14 protein-coding genes are annotated in these 17,514 nt (G+C 60.1%); all 14 read left to right on the forward strand.

Features of this window, described 5'->3' with window-relative positions:
- Nucleotides 1-84 precede the first annotated feature (84 nt).
- Nucleotides 85-297: an acetyl-CoA carboxylase biotin carboxyl carrier protein subunit gene (locus DTF_RS0112225; RefSeq protein WP_027715548.1), complete on the forward strand. Its 213-nt coding sequence runs from the start codon at nucleotides 85-87 to the stop codon at nucleotides 295-297.
- A 107-nt stretch (nucleotides 298-404) separates the two neighbouring features.
- Nucleotides 405-2,162, forward strand: coding sequence for an acyl-CoA carboxylase subunit beta (locus DTF_RS0112230; protein WP_027715549.1), 1,758 nt, complete (start codon nucleotides 405-407; stop codon nucleotides 2,160-2,162).
- Nucleotides 2,163-2,260: 98 nt separating this feature from the next.
- Nucleotides 2,261-4,312: a sodium-extruding oxaloacetate decarboxylase subunit alpha gene (gene oadA, locus DTF_RS0112235; RefSeq protein WP_027715550.1), complete on the forward strand. Its 2,052-nt coding sequence runs from the start codon at nucleotides 2,261-2,263 to the stop codon at nucleotides 4,310-4,312.
- Nucleotides 4,313-4,354: 42 nt separating this feature from the next.
- Entirely contained in the window at nucleotides 4,355-5,218 is an 864-nt protein-coding gene (locus tag DTF_RS0112240) for a class I SAM-dependent methyltransferase (protein ID WP_027715551.1), read from the forward strand.
- A gap of 38 nt (nucleotides 5,219-5,256) precedes the next feature.
- Entirely contained in the window at nucleotides 5,257-6,114 is an 858-nt protein-coding gene (locus DTF_RS0112245) for an amidohydrolase family protein (protein ID WP_027715552.1), read from the forward strand.
- A 187-nt stretch (nucleotides 6,115-6,301) separates the two neighbouring features.
- Nucleotides 6,302-7,447, forward strand: a complete 1,146-nt coding sequence (oah, locus tag DTF_RS0112250; RefSeq protein ID WP_027715553.1) for a 6-oxocyclohex-1-ene-1-carbonyl-CoA hydratase — start codon at nucleotides 6,302-6,304, stop codon at nucleotides 7,445-7,447.
- Nucleotides 7,448-7,604: 157 nt separating this feature from the next.
- Nucleotides 7,605-8,780, forward strand: coding sequence for a thiolase family protein (locus DTF_RS0112260; RefSeq protein ID WP_027715554.1), 1,176 nt, complete (start codon nucleotides 7,605-7,607; stop codon nucleotides 8,778-8,780).
- Nucleotides 8,781-8,917: 137 nt separating this feature from the next.
- Nucleotides 8,918-9,766, forward strand: a complete 849-nt coding sequence (locus DTF_RS0112265; protein WP_027715555.1) for a 3-hydroxybutyryl-CoA dehydrogenase — start codon at nucleotides 8,918-8,920, stop codon at nucleotides 9,764-9,766.
- Nucleotides 9,767-9,776: 10 nt separating this feature from the next.
- Entirely contained in the window at nucleotides 9,777-10,553 is a 777-nt protein-coding gene (locus tag DTF_RS0112270) for an enoyl-CoA hydratase/isomerase family protein (RefSeq protein WP_035056971.1), read from the forward strand.
- Nucleotides 10,554-10,595: 42 nt separating this feature from the next.
- The gene (locus DTF_RS0112275) at nucleotides 10,596-12,575 is read left to right on the forward strand and encodes a heterodisulfide reductase-related iron-sulfur binding cluster (RefSeq protein ID WP_027715557.1); all 1,980 of its coding nucleotides are present in this window, start codon (nucleotides 10,596-10,598) and stop codon (nucleotides 12,573-12,575) included.
- A gap of 149 nt (nucleotides 12,576-12,724) precedes the next feature.
- Nucleotides 12,725-13,501 carry an electron transfer flavoprotein subunit beta/FixA family protein gene (locus DTF_RS0112280; protein ID WP_027715558.1) on the forward strand — a complete coding sequence of 259 codons (777 nt, stop codon included), beginning with the start codon at nucleotides 12,725-12,727 and terminating at the stop codon, nucleotides 13,499-13,501.
- Between the two features lie 10 nt (nucleotides 13,502-13,511).
- Nucleotides 13,512-14,429: an electron transfer flavoprotein subunit alpha/FixB family protein gene (locus DTF_RS0112285; RefSeq protein ID WP_027715559.1), complete on the forward strand. Its 918-nt coding sequence runs from the start codon at nucleotides 13,512-13,514 to the stop codon at nucleotides 14,427-14,429.
- 91 nt (nucleotides 14,430-14,520) lie between these two features.
- A complete protein-coding gene (gene sucC, locus DTF_RS0112290) occupies nucleotides 14,521-15,687 on the forward strand; it encodes an ADP-forming succinate--CoA ligase subunit beta (RefSeq protein WP_027715560.1) in 1,167 nt (388 codons plus the stop codon).
- A gap of 122 nt (nucleotides 15,688-15,809) precedes the next feature.
- On the forward strand, nucleotides 15,810-16,703 hold the full coding sequence (sucD, locus tag DTF_RS0112295; RefSeq protein ID WP_027715561.1) for a succinate--CoA ligase subunit alpha: 894 nt from the start codon (nucleotides 15,810-15,812) through the stop codon (nucleotides 16,701-16,703).
- Nucleotides 16,704-17,514: the final 811 nt, after the last annotated feature.

The following is a 17,514-nucleotide window of genomic DNA, read 5'->3' on the forward strand; positions in this document are numbered from 1 at the left end:
ATTTACCCCTCACCCCTCACAGATTTGCGTTAAACTGATAATTCTTGATTCTTGAATCAATTCATTCAAACAGGAGATGTGACCATGGCAGAGCTGATTTCACCGATCGCGGGCAACGTCTGGAAAATTCATGTGGCCGTCGGCGATAAGGTCGAGATGGACGATGAAGTGATCATCCTCGAGGCCCTGAAGATGGAAACCCCCATCTTCAGCGACGACAGCGGCACCATCACCGAACTGCGGGTCAAGGAAGGCGACGCGGTCAATGAAGGGGATGTCCTCGCCATCATTGCCTGACCCGGCCATCAACAGACGGGACCTCGCTGCAGCCCACCAAGGCAGGCGAGGTCATCGTCGTTCGGAAATAAATCGATCCACCTTAAGCACAGTGAAAGGGGTACACCATGCCACGCAAGCAGACGCCGCTGCGTCCGTACTTCGAAAAAATGCCCGAGATCGGCAAGGAGCTCAGGGAAGGAGAGATCCGGCGCTCCCAAGAGAACGTCGAACTGGTCCGGGAGCAGGAAGCGATCCTCGCCGCGGAAGTGGAGAGGGTTAAAAATTCGGGGATTCCCGCCGCCAAGATCCACGAGCGCGGCGGGATGACCATCTATGACCGGCTCGAGTACCTGATCGACGAGGGGACCTGGTGCCCCCTGCACACCCTCTACAACCCCACGGACAACGAAGAGGGATGTACCGGGGTCGTCAACGGCTTGGGGAAGATCGAGGGGAAGTGGGCGGTCGTCATCGGCTTCGACAACAAGGTCATGGCCGGCGCCTGGATCGCCGGACAGGCCGAGAACATCCTCATGGTCACCGATATGGCCAAGCGCCTCAACGTGCCGCTGGTCTGGCTGACCAACTGCAGCGGCGTCAAGCTCATGGAGCAGGAGACCGTCTACGCCGGGCGCCGCTCCAGCGGGGCTCCTTTCTACCGACACGCAGATCTCAACCAGCTTGGAATACCGATCCTCAACGGGATCTACGGAACCAACCCGGCCGGCGGCGGCTACCAGGGGATCAGTCCCACCATCCTGCTGGCTCATGAGGGGGCGAACATCGCCGTGGGCGGCGCGGGTATCGTCGGCGGCATGAATCCCAAGGGTCATATCGACGCCGCGGCGGCTCAGCAGCTTATCGAGGGGACCAAGAGCTTCAAGGCCAAAGCTCCCGGACGGGTGGAGACTCACTTCGACCACACCGCCTATTTCCGCGAAGTCCACGAGACGGAGCAGGGAGTTCTCGACGGGATCAAGGACTACATGCGCATGATGCCGGCCTACGACCCGACCATGTTCCGGGTCGCCGAGCCCGCCGATCCCCGGTTGTCGCCAACGGATCTTGACCTGATCCTCCCGGCGAACCAGAAACGCCCCTACGATGCCATGCAGATCCTGGCTCGCCTCATCGACAACAGCGAATTCATGGAATACCGCCCCGGTTACGGCCGCGAGGTCTTCACAGGCATCGCCAAGGTTGACGGCTTTCCCGTGGCCTTCATCGGCAACCAGCAGGGGGTCTTCCCCGGCTACCCCGCATATGCCGAAGGCGCCTATCCCGGCGTCGGCGGAAAGCACTACCGCGAGGGGCTCATCAAACAGGCCGAGTTCGTCACTCTCTGCGGCCGCGACAATCTGCCGATCGTCTGGCTGCAGGACACCACCGGCATCGACGTCGGCGACGCCGCCGAGGAGGCCGAACTGCTGGCTCTGGGCCAGTCCCTGATCTACTCCATCGAGCAGACCGAGCTCTCCATGATGTGCATCGTGCTGCGCAAGGGCTCCGCCGCCGCCCACTACATCATGGCCGGCCCGCAGGCGAACAACAACAACGCCTTCACCTTGGGGACGCCCCTGACCGAGATCTACGTCATGCACGGCGAGACGGCCGCCGCCGCCTCCTATGCCCGGCGCCTGGTGAAGGATGAGGAGGCCGGCAAGGACCTTCAGCCGACGCTGGACAAGATGAACCAGATGATCCAGGACTATCAGGACAAGTCTCGCCCCGCCTACTGCGCCAAGACCGGCTTCGTGGACGAGATCGTCTCCCTGCCCGGCCTGCGCAAATACATCCAGGCCTTCACCGGGGCCAACTACCAGAACCCCAAATCCATCACCCCTGTGCACCAGATGCTCCTGCCCCGCATCATCAAGGGATAAAGGGGATGAGGGGATAAGTCGCACCGAAAAGAAAAGCCCCGGAAGATAGTCATCCGGGGCTTTTCTTTCTAAAGAGGAATCAAGGAAAGGGTATGAAGATGAGCAAGGAGAAAAAACCACTCGGGATCACCGAGGTTGTACTGCGTGACGCGCACCAGTCCCTTTTGGCTACCCGCATGCGTCTCGAAGACATGCTCCCCATCGCCGAAAAGCTCGACCGGGTCGGCTACTGGTCGCTCGAGGTCTGGGGCGGGGCGACCTTTGATGCCTGCATCCGCTTCCTCGGCGAAGACCCCTGGGAACGACTCCGGGCGCTGAAAAAAGCCATGCCCAACACCCCGCAACAGATGCTGTTCCGGGGGCAGAACATCCTCGGCTACCGTCATTATGCCGACGACGTCGTCGAGAAGTTCGTCGAGCGGGCGGCTGTGAACGGCATTGACGTCTTCCGCGTCTTCGATGCCATGAACGACCCCCGCAACCTCGAGACTGCCGTCCGGGCCGTCATCAAGCAGGGCAAACATGCCCAGGGGAGCATCTCCTATACCGTCAGCCCCGTGGACACCATCGACAAATGGGTTGAGCTCGCCAAGCGTGTCGAGGACATGGGTTCCCACTCCCTCTGCATCAAGGACATGGCCGGCCTCCTCTCTCCCTACGTCGCCTATGAGCTGGTCACCAGGCTCAAGAAAGCGCTCGCCATCCCGATCCACATGCAGTGCCATGCGACGACCGGCATGTCCACCGCCACCTATGTGAAGGCCATCGAGGCCGGGGCTGACAACGTCGACACGGCCATCTCGTCCATGAGCTTGACCTACGGCCACTCCCCCACCGAGAGCCTCGTGGCCATCATGGCTGAGAGCGAGCGTGCTACCGGCCTCGATATGGCCCTTCTGCAGGAAATCTCCGATCACTTCCGCGAAGTGCGCAAAAAGTACGCGAAATTCGAGGGATCCCTCAAGGGAATCGATGCCCGGATCATCATGGCCCAGGTCCCCGGCGGCATGCTGACCAACATGGAAAGCCAGCTGCGGGAACAGAACGCCATCCACAAGATGGACCAGGTGCTGGAGGAAATTCCCCGAGTCAGGGAGGACCTCGGCTTTATTCCTCTTGTGACCCCCACTTCCCAGATCGTGGGCAGCCAGGCCGTCATCAACATCCTGACCGGCGAGCGTTACAAGTCGATGACGAAGGAAACCGCCGCGGTCCTCAAGGGCGAGTACGGTGCGACCTCTGCCCCGGTGAACAAGGAGCTGCAGAAGAAGGTTCTGGACGGGGCGGAGCCCATCATCTGCCGCCCGGCGGATCTCCTCGCCCCGGAAATGGAGAAACTCACCGGCGAGCTGCGCCGGATTGCCTCCGAAAAGGGGATCGCGCTGGCCGACAACGAGGTGGAGGACGTGCTGACCTATGCCCTCTTCCAGCAGGTAGGGCTGAAATTTATCGAAAATCGCGGCAATCTGACGGCGTTCGAGCCTGCTCCAACGGCCGAAGATGTCTCGTCCAAGCCCTCCGCGCCGGCGGCGCTCGGCGGTGAAACGTTCACCGTGACCGGGGGGGGACAGACTTATGTGGTTCAGGTCGTCAAGGCGAGCGGTGCTGTCGCGGCCGCGGCCGCTGCGGCGGCCGCGGCGCCCCCTGGATCCGCCGCCCCGGTTCCGGTGGAGACGATGGGTGCTCCCCTTGCCGGCAATATCTGGAAAGTGGAGGTCCAACCCGGGCAAGAGGTCGAGGAGGGCGATCTCCTCTTCATTCTCGAAGCGATGAAGATGGAGAACGAAGTCTTCGCCGAAAGATCCGGAGTCATCGCCGAGGTCCTGGTGAAGGAGGGCGATGCGGTTAACGCGGAGCAACCTTTGCTGACCTTTGTCGGAGAGGCGGGAACCGCCGGGGCTGCTCCCGCGCAGATTGCGACCGCTCCGGCAGCCGCGAAGAACGGAATCGCGGCTCCTCTGACCGGCAACGTCTGGAAAATCGAGGTGATCCCGGGGCAGAAGGTTCAGGAGGGCGATCTGCTGCTGATTCTCGAGGCGATGAAGATGGAGAATGAGGTCTGCGCCGACAAGGATGGGACCATCGGAGAAATCTATATTCAGGAGGGAAACAGCGTCGAGATCGGTCAAGTGCTTCTGACGCTGGTCTGAGCCCCTGAATCCCCACTCGTTCCCAGGAGGATGAAGGCGAATATGAACGCACCCGGCGTGGATCCCAACAGGGTGAAGGCCCACTATTCCCCTCGGGATCTTGGAAATCTTGGCGCGGCAATACTCGCTGCTCTGGCCGAAGAGGGGAAGGATATCGACCGCCTCAACCTCGAAGACCTGGCTTCCATCGACGAATTCCACATCCGGGGCCGTAAGGCGACACTTGAACTCGCCAGCCGGATCGGTCTCGATGACGGCATGGAGGTCCTGGATGTGGGATGTGGTCTCGGTGGCGCTTCGCGGTTTCTTGCGGCGGAGGTCGGCTGCCGGGTCACCGGGCTCGATCTTGCCGAGGAGTATTGCCGGGTCGCCGCCATGCTTGCCCGGCGCCTCGGCCTTGATACCCGCGTCTCCTACCGCTGCGGCAATGCCCTCGAAATGCCCTTCGGGGACGCCGTCTTCGATGTCCTCTGGACCCAGCATGCGGCGATGAACATTCCCGACAAAGCGAACCTCTACCGTGAAATGCGGCGGGTTCTGAAACCCGGCGGTGTGCTGGCAATTTACGATATCTGTGCCGGAGCGGGTGGGCCGGTTCACTTTCCCGTTCCCTGGGCTCGCGAGCCTTCCATCAGTTTTCTGACGGAGCCGGCGCGGATGCGCGCGATCCTTGAGGAAATCGGCTTCGAGATCAGAAGCTGGCGGGATACGACGGCGGAGGCACGTTCCTGGTTTCTCCGGATAGGGGAAAAGGTCCGCCGCAAGGGACCGGCACCCCTTGGCCTCCATTTATTGCTGGGATCGGATTTCCGGATAATGGCGCAAAACCTGGTGCGCAATCTCGAGGAAGACCGGATTACGGTTATCGAGGCGATCGTCGGGCGTCCTGAGCACGCGGGCGGATAACCCAATAACTTTCACAGACCATAAGGAGGGAGCAGCCGATGCCCCATGAGGTCATCGATGTCCACATGCACTGCTTCACCGGACGAGCCCATGCCGAAACCGTCTCGCGCGGAATCGAGGCGCTTCGCAAGGAAGGGGTCAGGCATCTGGCCGTCGTGGGGTTGGTGAACACGCACCTGGATGCCGAAGCCATGTGGAACCTGATCCCCGGTTTTGTGGAAAACCATGGCGACCCCCTCTTCCATGAAGCGGAGGACCTCCTTGAACTATCCCGCCTGGCCGAGCCGGTCCTCTTGCCTCTGGTCGACACACGCCACCTGTGGGGGGATGTATCGACCGCTCTGCAGGGATACATCGAGCAGGGGTTTCGCGGCATCAAGGGGATTTACCTCGCCGATGACGAAAACGACCTCGGGGTCGGAAACGTTCCAGACACTTTCGGCATCAGTCTCGAGCAGTACCAAAGGCGCGAGTGGGATATCTTCGCCTTTGCCGAGGCTCACGATCTGCCGCTGTTGTATCACATGGACGCCCGGCGCTATGGCGACCTGATGAGAGCACTGCTGGAAGACTTTCCCGGGATTCGGGTCAATTTCGCCCACTTCGGCATCGGGAGGAAGGCTTTCTGCAAAATTCTCGACCGTCATCCCAATGTTTACACCGATCTCGCCTCGATGCTGCACCAAATTCAGAGCAATCCGGCGAGCTATCGGGACTTCATCCTCCACTATCCCGACCGGGTCTGTTTCGGCTCCGATGCATTTCTCTACGCGCCGGAAACCGTCATTGACTACATCCGGCTGGTGAAGGAGCTCAAACTGCCGGAGGAGGTGGAAGTTCAGGTATTTTCCGCTAATCCACGCAGGTTCCTGGGGCGCGCCCTGGGGGAGGTTTGAACCGGGGAATGGGGATGGCCCCCTTGAATTTTTGAATCGGTGCGGACGGGAACAATTTGCTTGACACAAAAAAGGTATTAAGGTACTACTTTACACAAAAAGAGGCGGCTAATACTGCCGGCCAGGGCAGGCGGCACATGACTGGAAGATACGCTGGAACAATTCCGAGGAAAAAAGGAGGCAAGTAATGGCTACAACAGATGAGATTATCGCCAAAAGCGCACCGTCCCACTTGATTGATCATAATCTGATCGACAAGGACGTGGAGAGCCTGTGTGACGGCATGGTTCGTTATGAAAAACGCCCCGCCAGGCGCCACGACGGCAGCGTGGCGGAAGGGCTCTACAACGCCTGGATTCAGTTCAACAATCCCAAGCAGTACAACTCCTACACGACGGACATGGTCAAAGCCACCATCCTGGCTTTTCGCCGTGCTTCCGTCGATCGTGAAGTCAACGCCGTGGTCTTCACGGCCGTCGGCGACAAGGCTTTCTGCACGGGGGGCAACACCAAGGAGTACGCCGAATATTACGCCGGCAACCCGCAGGAATACCGCCAGTACATGCGCCTGTTCAACGACATGGTTTCTGCCATCCTCGGTTGCGACAAGCCGGTGGTCTGCCGGGTTAACGGGATGCGCATCGGCGGCGGGCAGGAGATCGGCATGGCCTGCGACTTCACTATCTCCCAGGATCTCGCCAATTTCGGCCAGGCCGGTCCCAAGCACGGGTCGGCGGCCATCGGCGGCGCCACCGACTTCCTGCCGGTGATGATCGGCTGTGAGCAGGCCATGGTCTCCGGTACCCTCTGCGAGCCTTTCTCGGCCCACAAGGCGGCCCGCCTCGGGATCATCGCCGACGTGGTCCCCGCTCTCAAGGTCGATGGAAAGTTCGTCGCCAACCCCACCGTGATCACCGACCGGTTCCTGGACGAATACGGAAGGGTGATTCACGGCGAGTTCAAGACCGGCGCCGAGTTGAAGGAAGGCCGGGAACTGATCAAGAACGGCGAGATCGATCTGAGCATGCTCGACAAGAAAGTCGAGGAGCTCTGCGCCAAGCTGCTCGAGACGTTCCCCGAATGCATGACCAAGAGCCTCGAGGAGCTGCGCAAGCCCAAGCTGGAGGCCTGGAACCGCAACAAGGAGAATTCCAGGGCCTGGCTGGCACTCAACATGATGAACGAGGCCCGCACCGGCTTCCGCGCCTTCAACGAAGGGACCAAGGAGACCGGCCGCGAAATCGATTTCGTCAAGCTGCGTCAGGGGTTGGCCAAAGGGGTTCCCTGGACTGAGGATCTGATCGAAAGTCTGATGCCCGGAGGCCGGGATTAAGGCAAATGAGAGCCGCCGATCGAATGTCGGCGGCTCTCATCGAACAAGATCAAGATAAATCCTTGACGAAAAATAAGTATTTAGGTACCATTATACTTGAAACAAGGCCAGGGAAGCTACTCAGGCAGGTCAAGCGAGAGTTAGGGAGAGAGGAACTATGAAAGAAGTCTATTTGGTTGAATCCTTGCGTACCCCCCAGGGGTCCTTCGGCGGAGCGCTTGCCGATGTGGAGGCGCCTCATCTGGCGGCTGCCGTCATCCAGGGGCTCCTCGAGCGGACCGGCCTTCCGGCCGATGCCGTCGACGAAGTGATCGTCGGCCAGGTCCTCTCCGGCGGCTCCGGCCAGGCACCGGCCCGTCAGGCTCTGCGTTACGCCGGATTGCCCGATTCCGTTCCCGCCATGACCATCAACAAGGTCTGCGGCAGCGGGCTCAAGGCTCTCATGCTCGGCGCCGGCTCCATCCGCCTGGGCGATGCCGAGATCGTGATTGCCGGAGGGATGGAAAACATGTCCGGGGCTCCCTATTGTCTGAAGCAGGGGCGCTACGGCTACCGGATGGGCAGCGGCGAACTGCTGGACCTCATGATTCACGACGGACTGCAGGATCCCTACAGCAAGAACCACATGGGGGTCATCGCCGAAGCCACCGCCGAGAAGCATGGTCTGACCCGGGAAGAGCAGGACACCTTCGCCCTTGAATCGTATCGCAAGGCCCAGGCGGCCGTGGAGAACGGCATCTTCGCCGAAGAGATCGTCCCGGTGGTGAAAAAGTCCCGCAAGGGTGAGACGATCGTCGACAGGGACGAGGAACCTTTCAAAGTCGACTTCGACAAGATCACCGGCCTGCGTGCAGCCTTTAAAAAGGACGGAACCATCACCGCCGGCAACGCTTCGACCATCAACGACGGGGCGGCTCTCACCCTGCTCGCCAGCGCCGAGGCGGTGGGAAAATACGGCCTCAAGCCCAAGGCCCGCCTGGTTTCCTATGCCAGCAACAGCCTGCACCCGGACCAGTTCACCGAGGCGCCCGTGGGGGCCATCGAGAAAGCCTGTGCCAAGGCGGGGCTCAAGATCGGCGACATCGACCTCTTCGAGATCAACGAGGCCTTTGCAGCCGTGACCCTGCTCGCCATCAAGCAGCTGGGGATCGATCCGGCGAAGGTCAATGTCAACGGCGGCGCCGTCGCCATCGGTCATCCTCTGGGGGTCAGCGGCGCCCGCCTGACCGCCACTCTGGTGCGGGAAATGCAGAAACGCCGGGCCCGCTACGGCCTGGCCACCCTGTGCATCGGCGGCGGCGAGGCGGTCGCGGCCATCTTCGAACGGGTTTAAAAGTCTGTTCACCGCAAAGGCGCAAAGGGCGCAAAGAAAAACTTTCTCGTTGTGGTTCCTTTGCGGGCTTTGCGCCTTGAGTGAGCGTAAGCGAACGGGCGGTAAGAAATTACATCTTTTGCACCAGGGAGGAATCGATGATCAAGCACGTTGGCGTACTCGGCGCCGGTCAGATGGGGGGCGGCATCGCCCATGTCTTCGCCCAGGCGGGCTACGAGGTGGTGCTCTTCGACATCGCCCCGGCCCAACTGGAGAAAAGCTTGAAAGGGATCGAGAAGAACCTCGGCCGCCAGGCCGAGAAGGGGGCCGTCGACGCGGCGGCCATCCCCGGTATTCTCGGGCGCATCCGCTCTACACAGCAGATGGAGGACCTCTCCGGCTGCGATATCGCCATCGAGGCCGTGACCGAGCGCGAGGAGCTCAAGCTCGACATCTTCCGCAAGCTTGACGGAATCGTCAAGGAGGGAGCGATCCTCGCCTCCAACACTTCCTCCATCCCCATTACACGCATCGCCGCGGTGACGAAGAGACCCGAAAAGGTCATCGGCATGCACTTCATGAACCCGGTGCCGGTCATGAAGCTGGTCGAGGTGATCCGCGGGCTATCCACCAGCGACGAGACCTTCCGGGCAACGGCCGGTCTTGTGGAGAAACTTGGGAAGGAAATGGCGGTATCGGCCGACTACCCCGGCTTCATCGTCAACCGCATCCTCATCCCCATGATCAACGAGGCCGCCTTCGCCCTTTTTGAAGGGGTCGCCTCCGCGGAGGATATCGACAAAGGAATGAAGCTCGGAACCAACCAGCCGATGGGACCGCTGACCCTGGCCGATTTCATCGGACTGGACACCTGTCTGGCGATCATGGAGGTGCTCTACGGCGGATTCAAGGATCCCAAGTACCGCCCCTGCCCGCTGCTGGTGAAGATGGTCGAAGCCGGCCGCCTCGGCAGAAAAACAGGGCATGGCTTCTATCGCTACGAGTGAGGAGGGGAAAATGAACCATCTTCTGGTGGAAAACAAGGACGGCGTCGCCCTGCTGACCGTCAATCGGCCAAAGGTCCTGAACGCCCTGAATGAAGAGGTGCTGAAGGAGCTGCGGAGCGCTCTTGCTGCCCTGGAGGAAGATTCCGGGGTACAGGTGGTGGTGCTGACCGGGGCGGGAGAAAAGGCTTTTGTTGCGGGAGCCGACATCGCCGCGATGGCGAACATGACGCCTTCCGCGGCCCTGGGGTTTGCCCGAGAGGGACAGCAGGTTCTTCTGACCATCGAGCGCATGAGAAAGCCGGTCATCGCCGCCGTCAACGGTTTCGCCCTTGGCGGAGGGCTTGAGCTGGCCCTGGCCTGCGACTTCATCTACGCCTCGGAAAAGGCCCGGTTCGGTTTCCCCGAGGTCACCTTGGGGATCATGCCGGGATTCGGAGGCACGCAGAACCTCTCCCGCCTGATCGGCCCCAAGCGGGCGAGCGAACTGGTCTATTCCGGCCGGATGATCGACGCCGGAAAAGCCCATGAGTGGGGATTGGTCAACGACGTTCTTCCGGCCGCCGAGCTTCTCGACAGTGCCGAGAAAACCGCCCGGCAGATCGCGGCCAATGGATCGCTCGGGGTGGCTGCGGCAAAGGACGCCCTGGTCAGCGGCCTGAACATGAGCAAGGAGGACGGCTTTCGCTACGAAAGCACCCTCTTTGCCACCCTTTTCGCCACCGACGATCAGAAGGAGGGGATGGCGGCCTTTCTGGACAAGAGAAAGCCTGATTTCAAAAACAAGTGACGGAGCGATCGAGTTGTAAAAAGATACGCCCAGAGGTGATATATGGAATATACAAGAGAGATCTACTGGAACATAGGCCATAGCGCCGGGGTGCTCATCCCCATGTATCTGCTGGCCTTCGCGGCTTTCGGCGTGCTGGGCTGGGCCTTCTGGAAACGTATCCAGGTCTACCGGCAGGGTCAGCCCCTGAATCGCCTCGACAATCTCGGGGAGCGTATCCCCTATTTTTTAAAGAACGCCCTGGGGCAGCTCAGGGTGCTGCGGGTCAAGGGCCCCGGCAGCCTTCACAGCCTATTCTTCTGGGGGTTTCTCCTGCTGTTCATCGGCACCTGTCTGATTGCCCTGCAGGCCGACTTCACCGATCCGCTCTTCGGCGTGAAGTTCCTCAAGGGGAATTTCTACAAGCTCTTCTCCGTCACCCTCGATGTGGCCGGCCTCGTCGCCCTGGTCATGCTCGCCGGCCTCTTCGTTCGCCGTTACCTGGTGCGCCCGAAAGGTCTGGAGACCAATCGCGACGACGCCATCATGCACGGCCTGCTCTTTGTCATCCTTCTCACCGGGTTTGTTCTCGAAGGCGCGCGCATGGCGGTCACTGAACTGGGTACTCCGCTTGCGGCCTGGTCGCCGGTCGGTCTGGTCTTTGCCAAGGCCATGGCCGGCATGGGTGACGATGCTCTGCGCAGTCTGCATACCGGCACCTGGTGGTTCCATCTCGCCCTGACGATCAGTTTTATCATCGCCATCCCTTTCACGAAGCTTCGTCATCTCTTCACCACCCCCGTCAACTACCTGCTGGCGCCCCTCGGTCCGAAAGGAGCGATGACCACGATCGATCTCGAGGATGAAGAAGCCGAAAGCTTCGGCGTCAGCAAGGTGACGGACCTCACCTGGAAAGACATCTTCGACAGCGACGCCTGCATGAAGTGCAAACGCTGCCAGGACCGCTGCCCGGCCTGGGCCACCGACAAGCCGCTCTCACCGATGAAGATCGTCCAGCAGATCGGCGAGGTCTCTTTCGACCAGCCCGAGGCGAACCTGGTCGATACGTGCACCAGGGACGCCCTCTGGGCCTGTACGACCTGCCGCGCCTGCCAGGAAATCTGCCCGGCATCCATCGAACACGTGAACAAGATCATCGATATGCGCCGCAATCTGGTGCTTATGGAAGGGGAGTTTCCCGGCGAAGAGGTGATGACCGCGGTCGATCAGCTGGAAGTCAACGGCAATCCCCTGGGGATCGGCTACGCCACCCGCGGCGACTGGACGAAGGATCTGCCGGTGGTAACCTTGGCAGAGGACGCCGAGGTGGATGTTCTCTACTTCGTCGGCTGCTATGCCTCTTTCGACAAGCGCAACCAGGCGGTGGCCAAAAGTTTCATAAAACTCTGCTCCGCCGCCGGCGTCAAGGTCGGCATTCTCGGCAAGGAGGAGAAGTGCTGCGGGGATCCGGCGCGCAAGCTCGGCAACGAGTACCTCTACCAGACCCTGGCCGCCGAGAACATCGAGCTGATCAAGGGGTACGGGGTGAAGAAGGTGGTCACCACCTGCCCTCACTGCTTCAATACTCTTGCCAAGGACTATCGCGATCTCGGCTTCGATATTGAGGTCGAACATTATACCGTCTTCCTTGACCGTCTGCTCGGCCAGGGGCAGCTCAAGGTGAAAGCCGAGACCTTCGACTGCACCTACCACGATTCCTGTTATATGGGCCGCTACAACGACATCTACGAAGCGCCGCGCACGCTGATTCAGGCAGCCGGCGGCAGGATAGAGGAGATGGACAAAAGCAGAGCCGAGAGCTTCTGCTGCGGCGCGGGCGGCGGACGTATCCTGGCCGAGGAGAATCTGGGCAGCCGCATCAGCGTCAAGCGGGTGGGCATGGCCGCGGAGACAAAGGCCCCGACTCTGGTCTCCAACTGTCCTTTCTGTCTGACCATGTTCGAGGACGGAGTGAAGGGGGCCGGGCTCGAAGGGGATCTGGCGCCCCGAGACATCGCGGAGATCCTCGCCGAGCGGCTGTAGCGATAAATGGTTTTGCCTCCACCACGGAGGTCCGGACAGGCCTCCTCTCTCAAGGCGAAGCTCTCTCTCTTCCTTCGCTGATCTTTTCGGGCCTTCGTGGTGGTTTTTTTACGGAAAGCAAAAACCCATTTCTTCCTTGGAGGTAGATGATGAAATTACTGGTTTGCATCAAGCAGGTTCCGGACATGGAATCGAGGTTCAAGGTGGACAGCGCCGGCACGTGGTACGCCGAAAGCGACCTGGCCTGGCGGATGAACGAGTACGACGAGTACGCCGTGGAGCAGGTGGTGCAGCTCAAGGAGCAGCACGGCGGCTCGCCGGATATCACGGTGCTCTCCATCGGCCCCGACCGTGTCAAGGAGATGATGAAGAAGGCGCTGGCCATGGGGTGCGACCGGGGCGTGCACGTCAAGGATGATGAAAGCCACCGTAAGGATTCCTTCGAGATCGCCTCCATTATCGCCGAATTTGCCAAGGACAAGGGATTCGACGTGATCTTCACCGGTATGCAGTCCCAGGACCGCGGCTCCGCCCAGGTGGGCGTGTTGGTGGCCGAGATGCTCGGGCTGCCCGCGGTCACCACGGTGGTCGACTTCTCCTTCGACGAGGGGGCCATCACCGCCAAGCGTGAGCTCGAAGGCGGCCTCAAGGCGATCGTCAAGGCACGGACTCCGGCGTTGGTCACCTGTCAGCTCGGCCTCAATACTCCCCGTTACCCGACCCTGCCCAACATCATGAAGGCCAAGAAGAAGGAACTCCTCAGTGTTGAGGTCGGAGAGCTGCTCAAGGTGGAGGAACTCCTTACGACCGAGAAGATCTACTTCCCCGAAAAGAAGGGGGGCGGTCTGATCCTCGAAGGAGATGTCGGCGACCTGGCTGATCAGTTGATTAAAATTCTGAAAGAAAAAACCGGCGTACTGGCCTAGGGAGGTAACGATGAAAGCACTGCTGGTTGGCGAATATAGAGAAGGAAAGCTGCTCGATTCAACGTATGAACTGGTCGCCTTTGCCCGGGAACTCGGCGCCGAGGCATCGATGTTCCTTGTGGGCAGCGAACAGAGTCTGCCCCGATACGACGGCACCGTGTACCTGGCCGACGCCGCGAAGCACGGTGAGTTCAATCCCGGGGCGCACAAGCAACTGCTGCTCGAAGTCATCGAAAAAGAAAAACCCGACTATGTCGTCCTGTCCCACTCCTCCTACGGCTGGGATCTCGCTCCGCGGGTGGCGCTGGCACTCAAGGCGGCCCAGGTTTCCGAGGTCGTCGGCGTGGCCGGCGGCTCGCTTGTCGTGCCCGTCTGCAATGCCAAGCTGCGGCGTCAGGTGAAGCCGAAGACGGCGACGACCGTCGTCACTCTCCAGGCCGGCGCCTTCGGCCTGCCTGATGAGCCAGCCGGGACTCCCGTCGTGGAAAAGGTCGATGCCGATGCGGCCGGCGGGCTGGAGTTCGCAGGCTACGAGGCCGCGGAGAAAACCACGGTCGATCTGACCAAGGCCGACATCATCGTCACTGCGGGACGGGGGATCGGCAAACCCGAGAACCTGGAGATGATCGCCCAGCTGGCCCAGGCGCTTGGCGGCGAGTACGGAGCCAGCCGGCCGGTGGTCGATGCCGGATGGGCCGACCACAACCGTCAGGTAGGCAGTACCGGCCAGACCGTTTCGCCGAAGCTGTACGTCGCCTGCGGCGTCTCCGGCGCCATTCAGCACCTGGCCGGAATGAAGAAGTCGGAATTCGTGATCGCCATCAACACCGACAAGGACGCTCCCATCGGCGAAGTGGCCGACGTGCTGGCGGTGGCCGATGTCAAGCAACTGGTGCCGGCGCTGACTGAAAAGCTCAAAGCACGCTAAGTGTCCAGTTTTTGAAGGAATCGGGCACTCGTCCCGGCCCGGAACACGGCTCGGACATCAATGTAACCTATATGTAGCGACAGGAGCGGAAATGAACATCCACGAGTACCAGGCCAAAGAGATTTTGCGGGAGTACGGGGTCGCCGTACCCGACGGGAACGTCTGCTATAACAGCGCCAGCGCCAGGGACATCGCCAAGCGGCTAGGTGACGGTCCCTGGGTGATCAAGGCGCAGATCCATGCCGGCGGCCGCGGCAAGGGCGGCGGCGTCAAGGTTGTCAAGACACCCAGGGAAGTAAGGGATGTCGCCCGGGAGATGATCGGCATGACTCTGGTCACCCACCAGACCGGCCCGGAAGGCAAGGTGGTCAAGCGCGTACTGGTGGAGAAGGGGTGCAACATCGCCAATGAGCTCTACGTCAGCCTCCTGGTCGACCGGGCCACCTCCAAGGTGACCCTGATGGCCTCCACCGAAGGGGGGATGGACATCGAGGAGGTCGCGGAAAAAACTCCGGAGAAGATCCTCATGGAGCCGATCGATCCGCTGACCGGCCTCACCGCTTTCCAGTGCCGAAAGCTCGCCTTCAAGCTCGGCCTCGAAGGCAAGCAGGTGGGACAGGCGGTCAAGCTCCTCACGGGGCTCTATGAAGCTTTCGTCGGAACGGACTGCGCGCTGCTCGAGATCAACCCCCTGGTGGTGACCGGCGCAGGGGACCTGATGGCTCTGGACGCCAAGTTCGGCTTCGACGACAACGCCCTTTTCCGGCACAGTAAAATCCGCGACCTGAGGGACTACGACGAAGAGGATCACAACGAGATCGAAGCCTCCCAGTACGACCTTTCCTACATCTCCCTCGACGGCAACATCGGCTGTCTGGTCAACGGCGCCGGACTGGCCATGGCGACCATGGACATCATCAAGCACAGCGGCGGCGAGCCGGCCAACTTCCTCGACGTCGGTGGCGGAGCAACCATCGAGCGAGTTACCGAAGCCTTCAAGATCATTCTCTCCGACGCGAAGGTCAAAGGGATTCTGGTCAACATCTTCGGCGGCATCATGAAGTGCGATGTCATCGCTACGGGCGTCATCGAAGCGGCCAAGCAGGTCGGCCTCGAAGTGCCGCTGGTGGTGCGCCTGGAGGGGACCAACGTCGAGAAGGGGAAGAAGATGCTGGCGGAGAGCGGCCTCAACATCGTCGCCGCCGACGGCATGGCCGACGCGGCGCAAAAAATCGTCAAGGCTGTTGCTGCGGCCTGACGGCCGCAAGCTACCAGCTTCAAGCGATAAGCTGCAAGCTTTAAGGCGAGGCATGTAATCTAAATCCAGAAGAATCCCGAAGTTTGCAGCTTGCAGCTTGGGGCTTGAATAAGGAGAAATCAATGAGCATCTTGGTCGATAAGAATACGAAAGTCATCACCCAGGGGATCACCGGCGCCACTGGACTGTTTCACGCCCAGGGAGCCCGCGACTACGGCACGCAGATGGTCGGCGGCGTGACCCCCGGCAAGGGGGGGACCAGCATCGACGGATTTCCCGTCTTCGACACCGTCGAGGACGCCGTCCAGGAGACCGGCGCAACCGCCTCGGTCATCTACGTGCCGCCCCCTTTCGCCGCCGACGCCATCATGGAGGCGGTCGACGCCGGCATCGAGCTGATCTGTTGCATCACCGAGGGGATACCGGTTCTCGACATGGTCAAGGTCAAGGCCTACATGGCTGGCAAAAAGAGCCGCCTGGTCGGCCCTAACTGCCCCGGCGTGATCACTCCTGGGCAGTGCAAGATCGGCATCATGCCCGGCTACATCCACAAACCGGGGAAAGTCGGGATCGTCTCGCGCAGCGGCACCCTGACCTATGAGGCGGTCTGGCAGCTCACCACCCGGGACATCGGCCAGTCGACCTGCGTCGGCATCGGCGGCGACCCGGTTAACGGCACGAACTTCATCGATGTGCTGTCCCTGTTCGAGGAGGATCCGGACACCGAGGCGGTGATCATGATCGGCGAGATTGGAGGCAGCGCCGAAGAGGAAGCGGCACGCTTCGTCAAGGAGAACATGAGCAAGCCGGTTGCGGGCTTCATCGCCGGGCGTACCGCCCCTCCCGGCAAGCGCATGGGGCATGCCGGCGCGATCATCTCCGGTGGAAAGGGAACGGCAGAGGAGAAGGTGAAGGTCCTGGAGGAGTGCGGCATCAGTGTCGCCGCCAGCCCCGCGGAGATGGCGGAGGCTCTGTTGAAGATCTATCGGCCCGGAAATCTAAGTAAGGCCATTTAGCCCTCGGCCTTCCACTAAAATCTTGATTGCATAAAGCACACACAGAAGGCGGCCGTCATGTATGCATGATTGCCGCCTTTCTTTATGTTTGCGAAACGCTCTTTAAAAAAAATGCCGGGCTTGGCCCGGCATTGCAAATTAGACTCAGGAGGCGAGTCTAGAAACTTTTAAGTATACAGAGATATTAGAAATGTGTAATATGATAGCCGTTTCATTATGAAAGTTCAATTAACAACTAATTAATAGAACAGTGTTTGTTTGTTTGTTTGTGATCCTCTTCGGTGCATCTTTCCTATTAAACATAAGATCTTGACTGGTAACATATATAACCATGTTCTATATTGTCAAGGGTTTTATGGTACGCATATGCCGATTAATTCGGGACCGGGGTTTTCAACCCGGTAGATTCATTTGCAGGTGCACCATGTTCTGACTCTGTCTGGATATGGAAATAGATATCAGTTCGCGGGTGAGGAGGCTCGGATCCTTGCAAACGGTGATTCTCCAGGGAGGCCATTTGGGATGGATTGGCAAACGAAGATTCCATTGGAAAGCTTTGGGGTCTGAGTTGACAAACGGAGATTCTACCATATTCTTTCTTGCATGCCATGCTACCCTCGAATCCATTTACCCGGGGGCTTTTATCATCACATTCTTCGCGGCAAAGCGGACAGGAAAACTTCTTCCACTCAGGACCGTACATGTTTTTTTCTGCTGGTGCAGGGAAGGCGTTGCGCGAATCCATCGGCGCGTCCGCGTCTTCTGCCTGATGATAGAGCACATTTCATCTTTCAATCCAGGCGCTTGCCAA

This window comes from Desulfuromonas sp. TF (assembly GCF_000472285.1).
Classification (GTDB): domain Bacteria; phylum Desulfobacterota; class Desulfuromonadia; order Desulfuromonadales; family ATBO01; genus ATBO01.

Bases quoted from the DNA above. Each gene is read 5' to 3' on its own strand.
- DTF_RS0112225 (WP_027715548.1), top strand. From the start codon at position 85: ATGGCAGAGCTGATTTCACCGATCGCGGGCAACGTCTGGAAAATTCAT.
- DTF_RS0112230 (WP_027715549.1), top strand. From the start codon at position 405: ATGCCACGCAAGCAGACGCCGCTGCGTCCGTACTTCGAAAAAATGCCC.
- oadA (WP_027715550.1), top strand. From the start codon at position 2,261: ATGAGCAAGGAGAAAAAACCACTCGGGATCACCGAGGTTGTACTGCGT.
- DTF_RS0112240 (WP_027715551.1), top strand. From the start codon at position 4,355: ATGAACGCACCCGGCGTGGATCCCAACAGGGTGAAGGCCCACTATTCC.
- DTF_RS0112245 (WP_027715552.1), top strand. From the start codon at position 5,257: ATGCCCCATGAGGTCATCGATGTCCACATGCACTGCTTCACCGGACGA.
- oah (WP_027715553.1), top strand. From the start codon at position 6,302: ATGGCTACAACAGATGAGATTATCGCCAAAAGCGCACCGTCCCACTTG.
- DTF_RS0112260 (WP_027715554.1), top strand. From the start codon at position 7,605: ATGAAAGAAGTCTATTTGGTTGAATCCTTGCGTACCCCCCAGGGGTCC.
- DTF_RS0112265 (WP_027715555.1), top strand. From the start codon at position 8,918: ATGATCAAGCACGTTGGCGTACTCGGCGCCGGTCAGATGGGGGGCGGC.
- DTF_RS0112270 (WP_035056971.1), top strand. From the start codon at position 9,777: ATGAACCATCTTCTGGTGGAAAACAAGGACGGCGTCGCCCTGCTGACC.
- DTF_RS0112275 (WP_027715557.1), top strand. From the start codon at position 10,596: ATGGAATATACAAGAGAGATCTACTGGAACATAGGCCATAGCGCCGGG.
- DTF_RS0112280 (WP_027715558.1), top strand. From the start codon at position 12,725: ATGAAATTACTGGTTTGCATCAAGCAGGTTCCGGACATGGAATCGAGG.
- DTF_RS0112285 (WP_027715559.1), top strand. From the start codon at position 13,512: ATGAAAGCACTGCTGGTTGGCGAATATAGAGAAGGAAAGCTGCTCGAT.
- sucC (WP_027715560.1), top strand. From the start codon at position 14,521: ATGAACATCCACGAGTACCAGGCCAAAGAGATTTTGCGGGAGTACGGG.
- sucD (WP_027715561.1), top strand. From the start codon at position 15,810: ATGAGCATCTTGGTCGATAAGAATACGAAAGTCATCACCCAGGGGATC.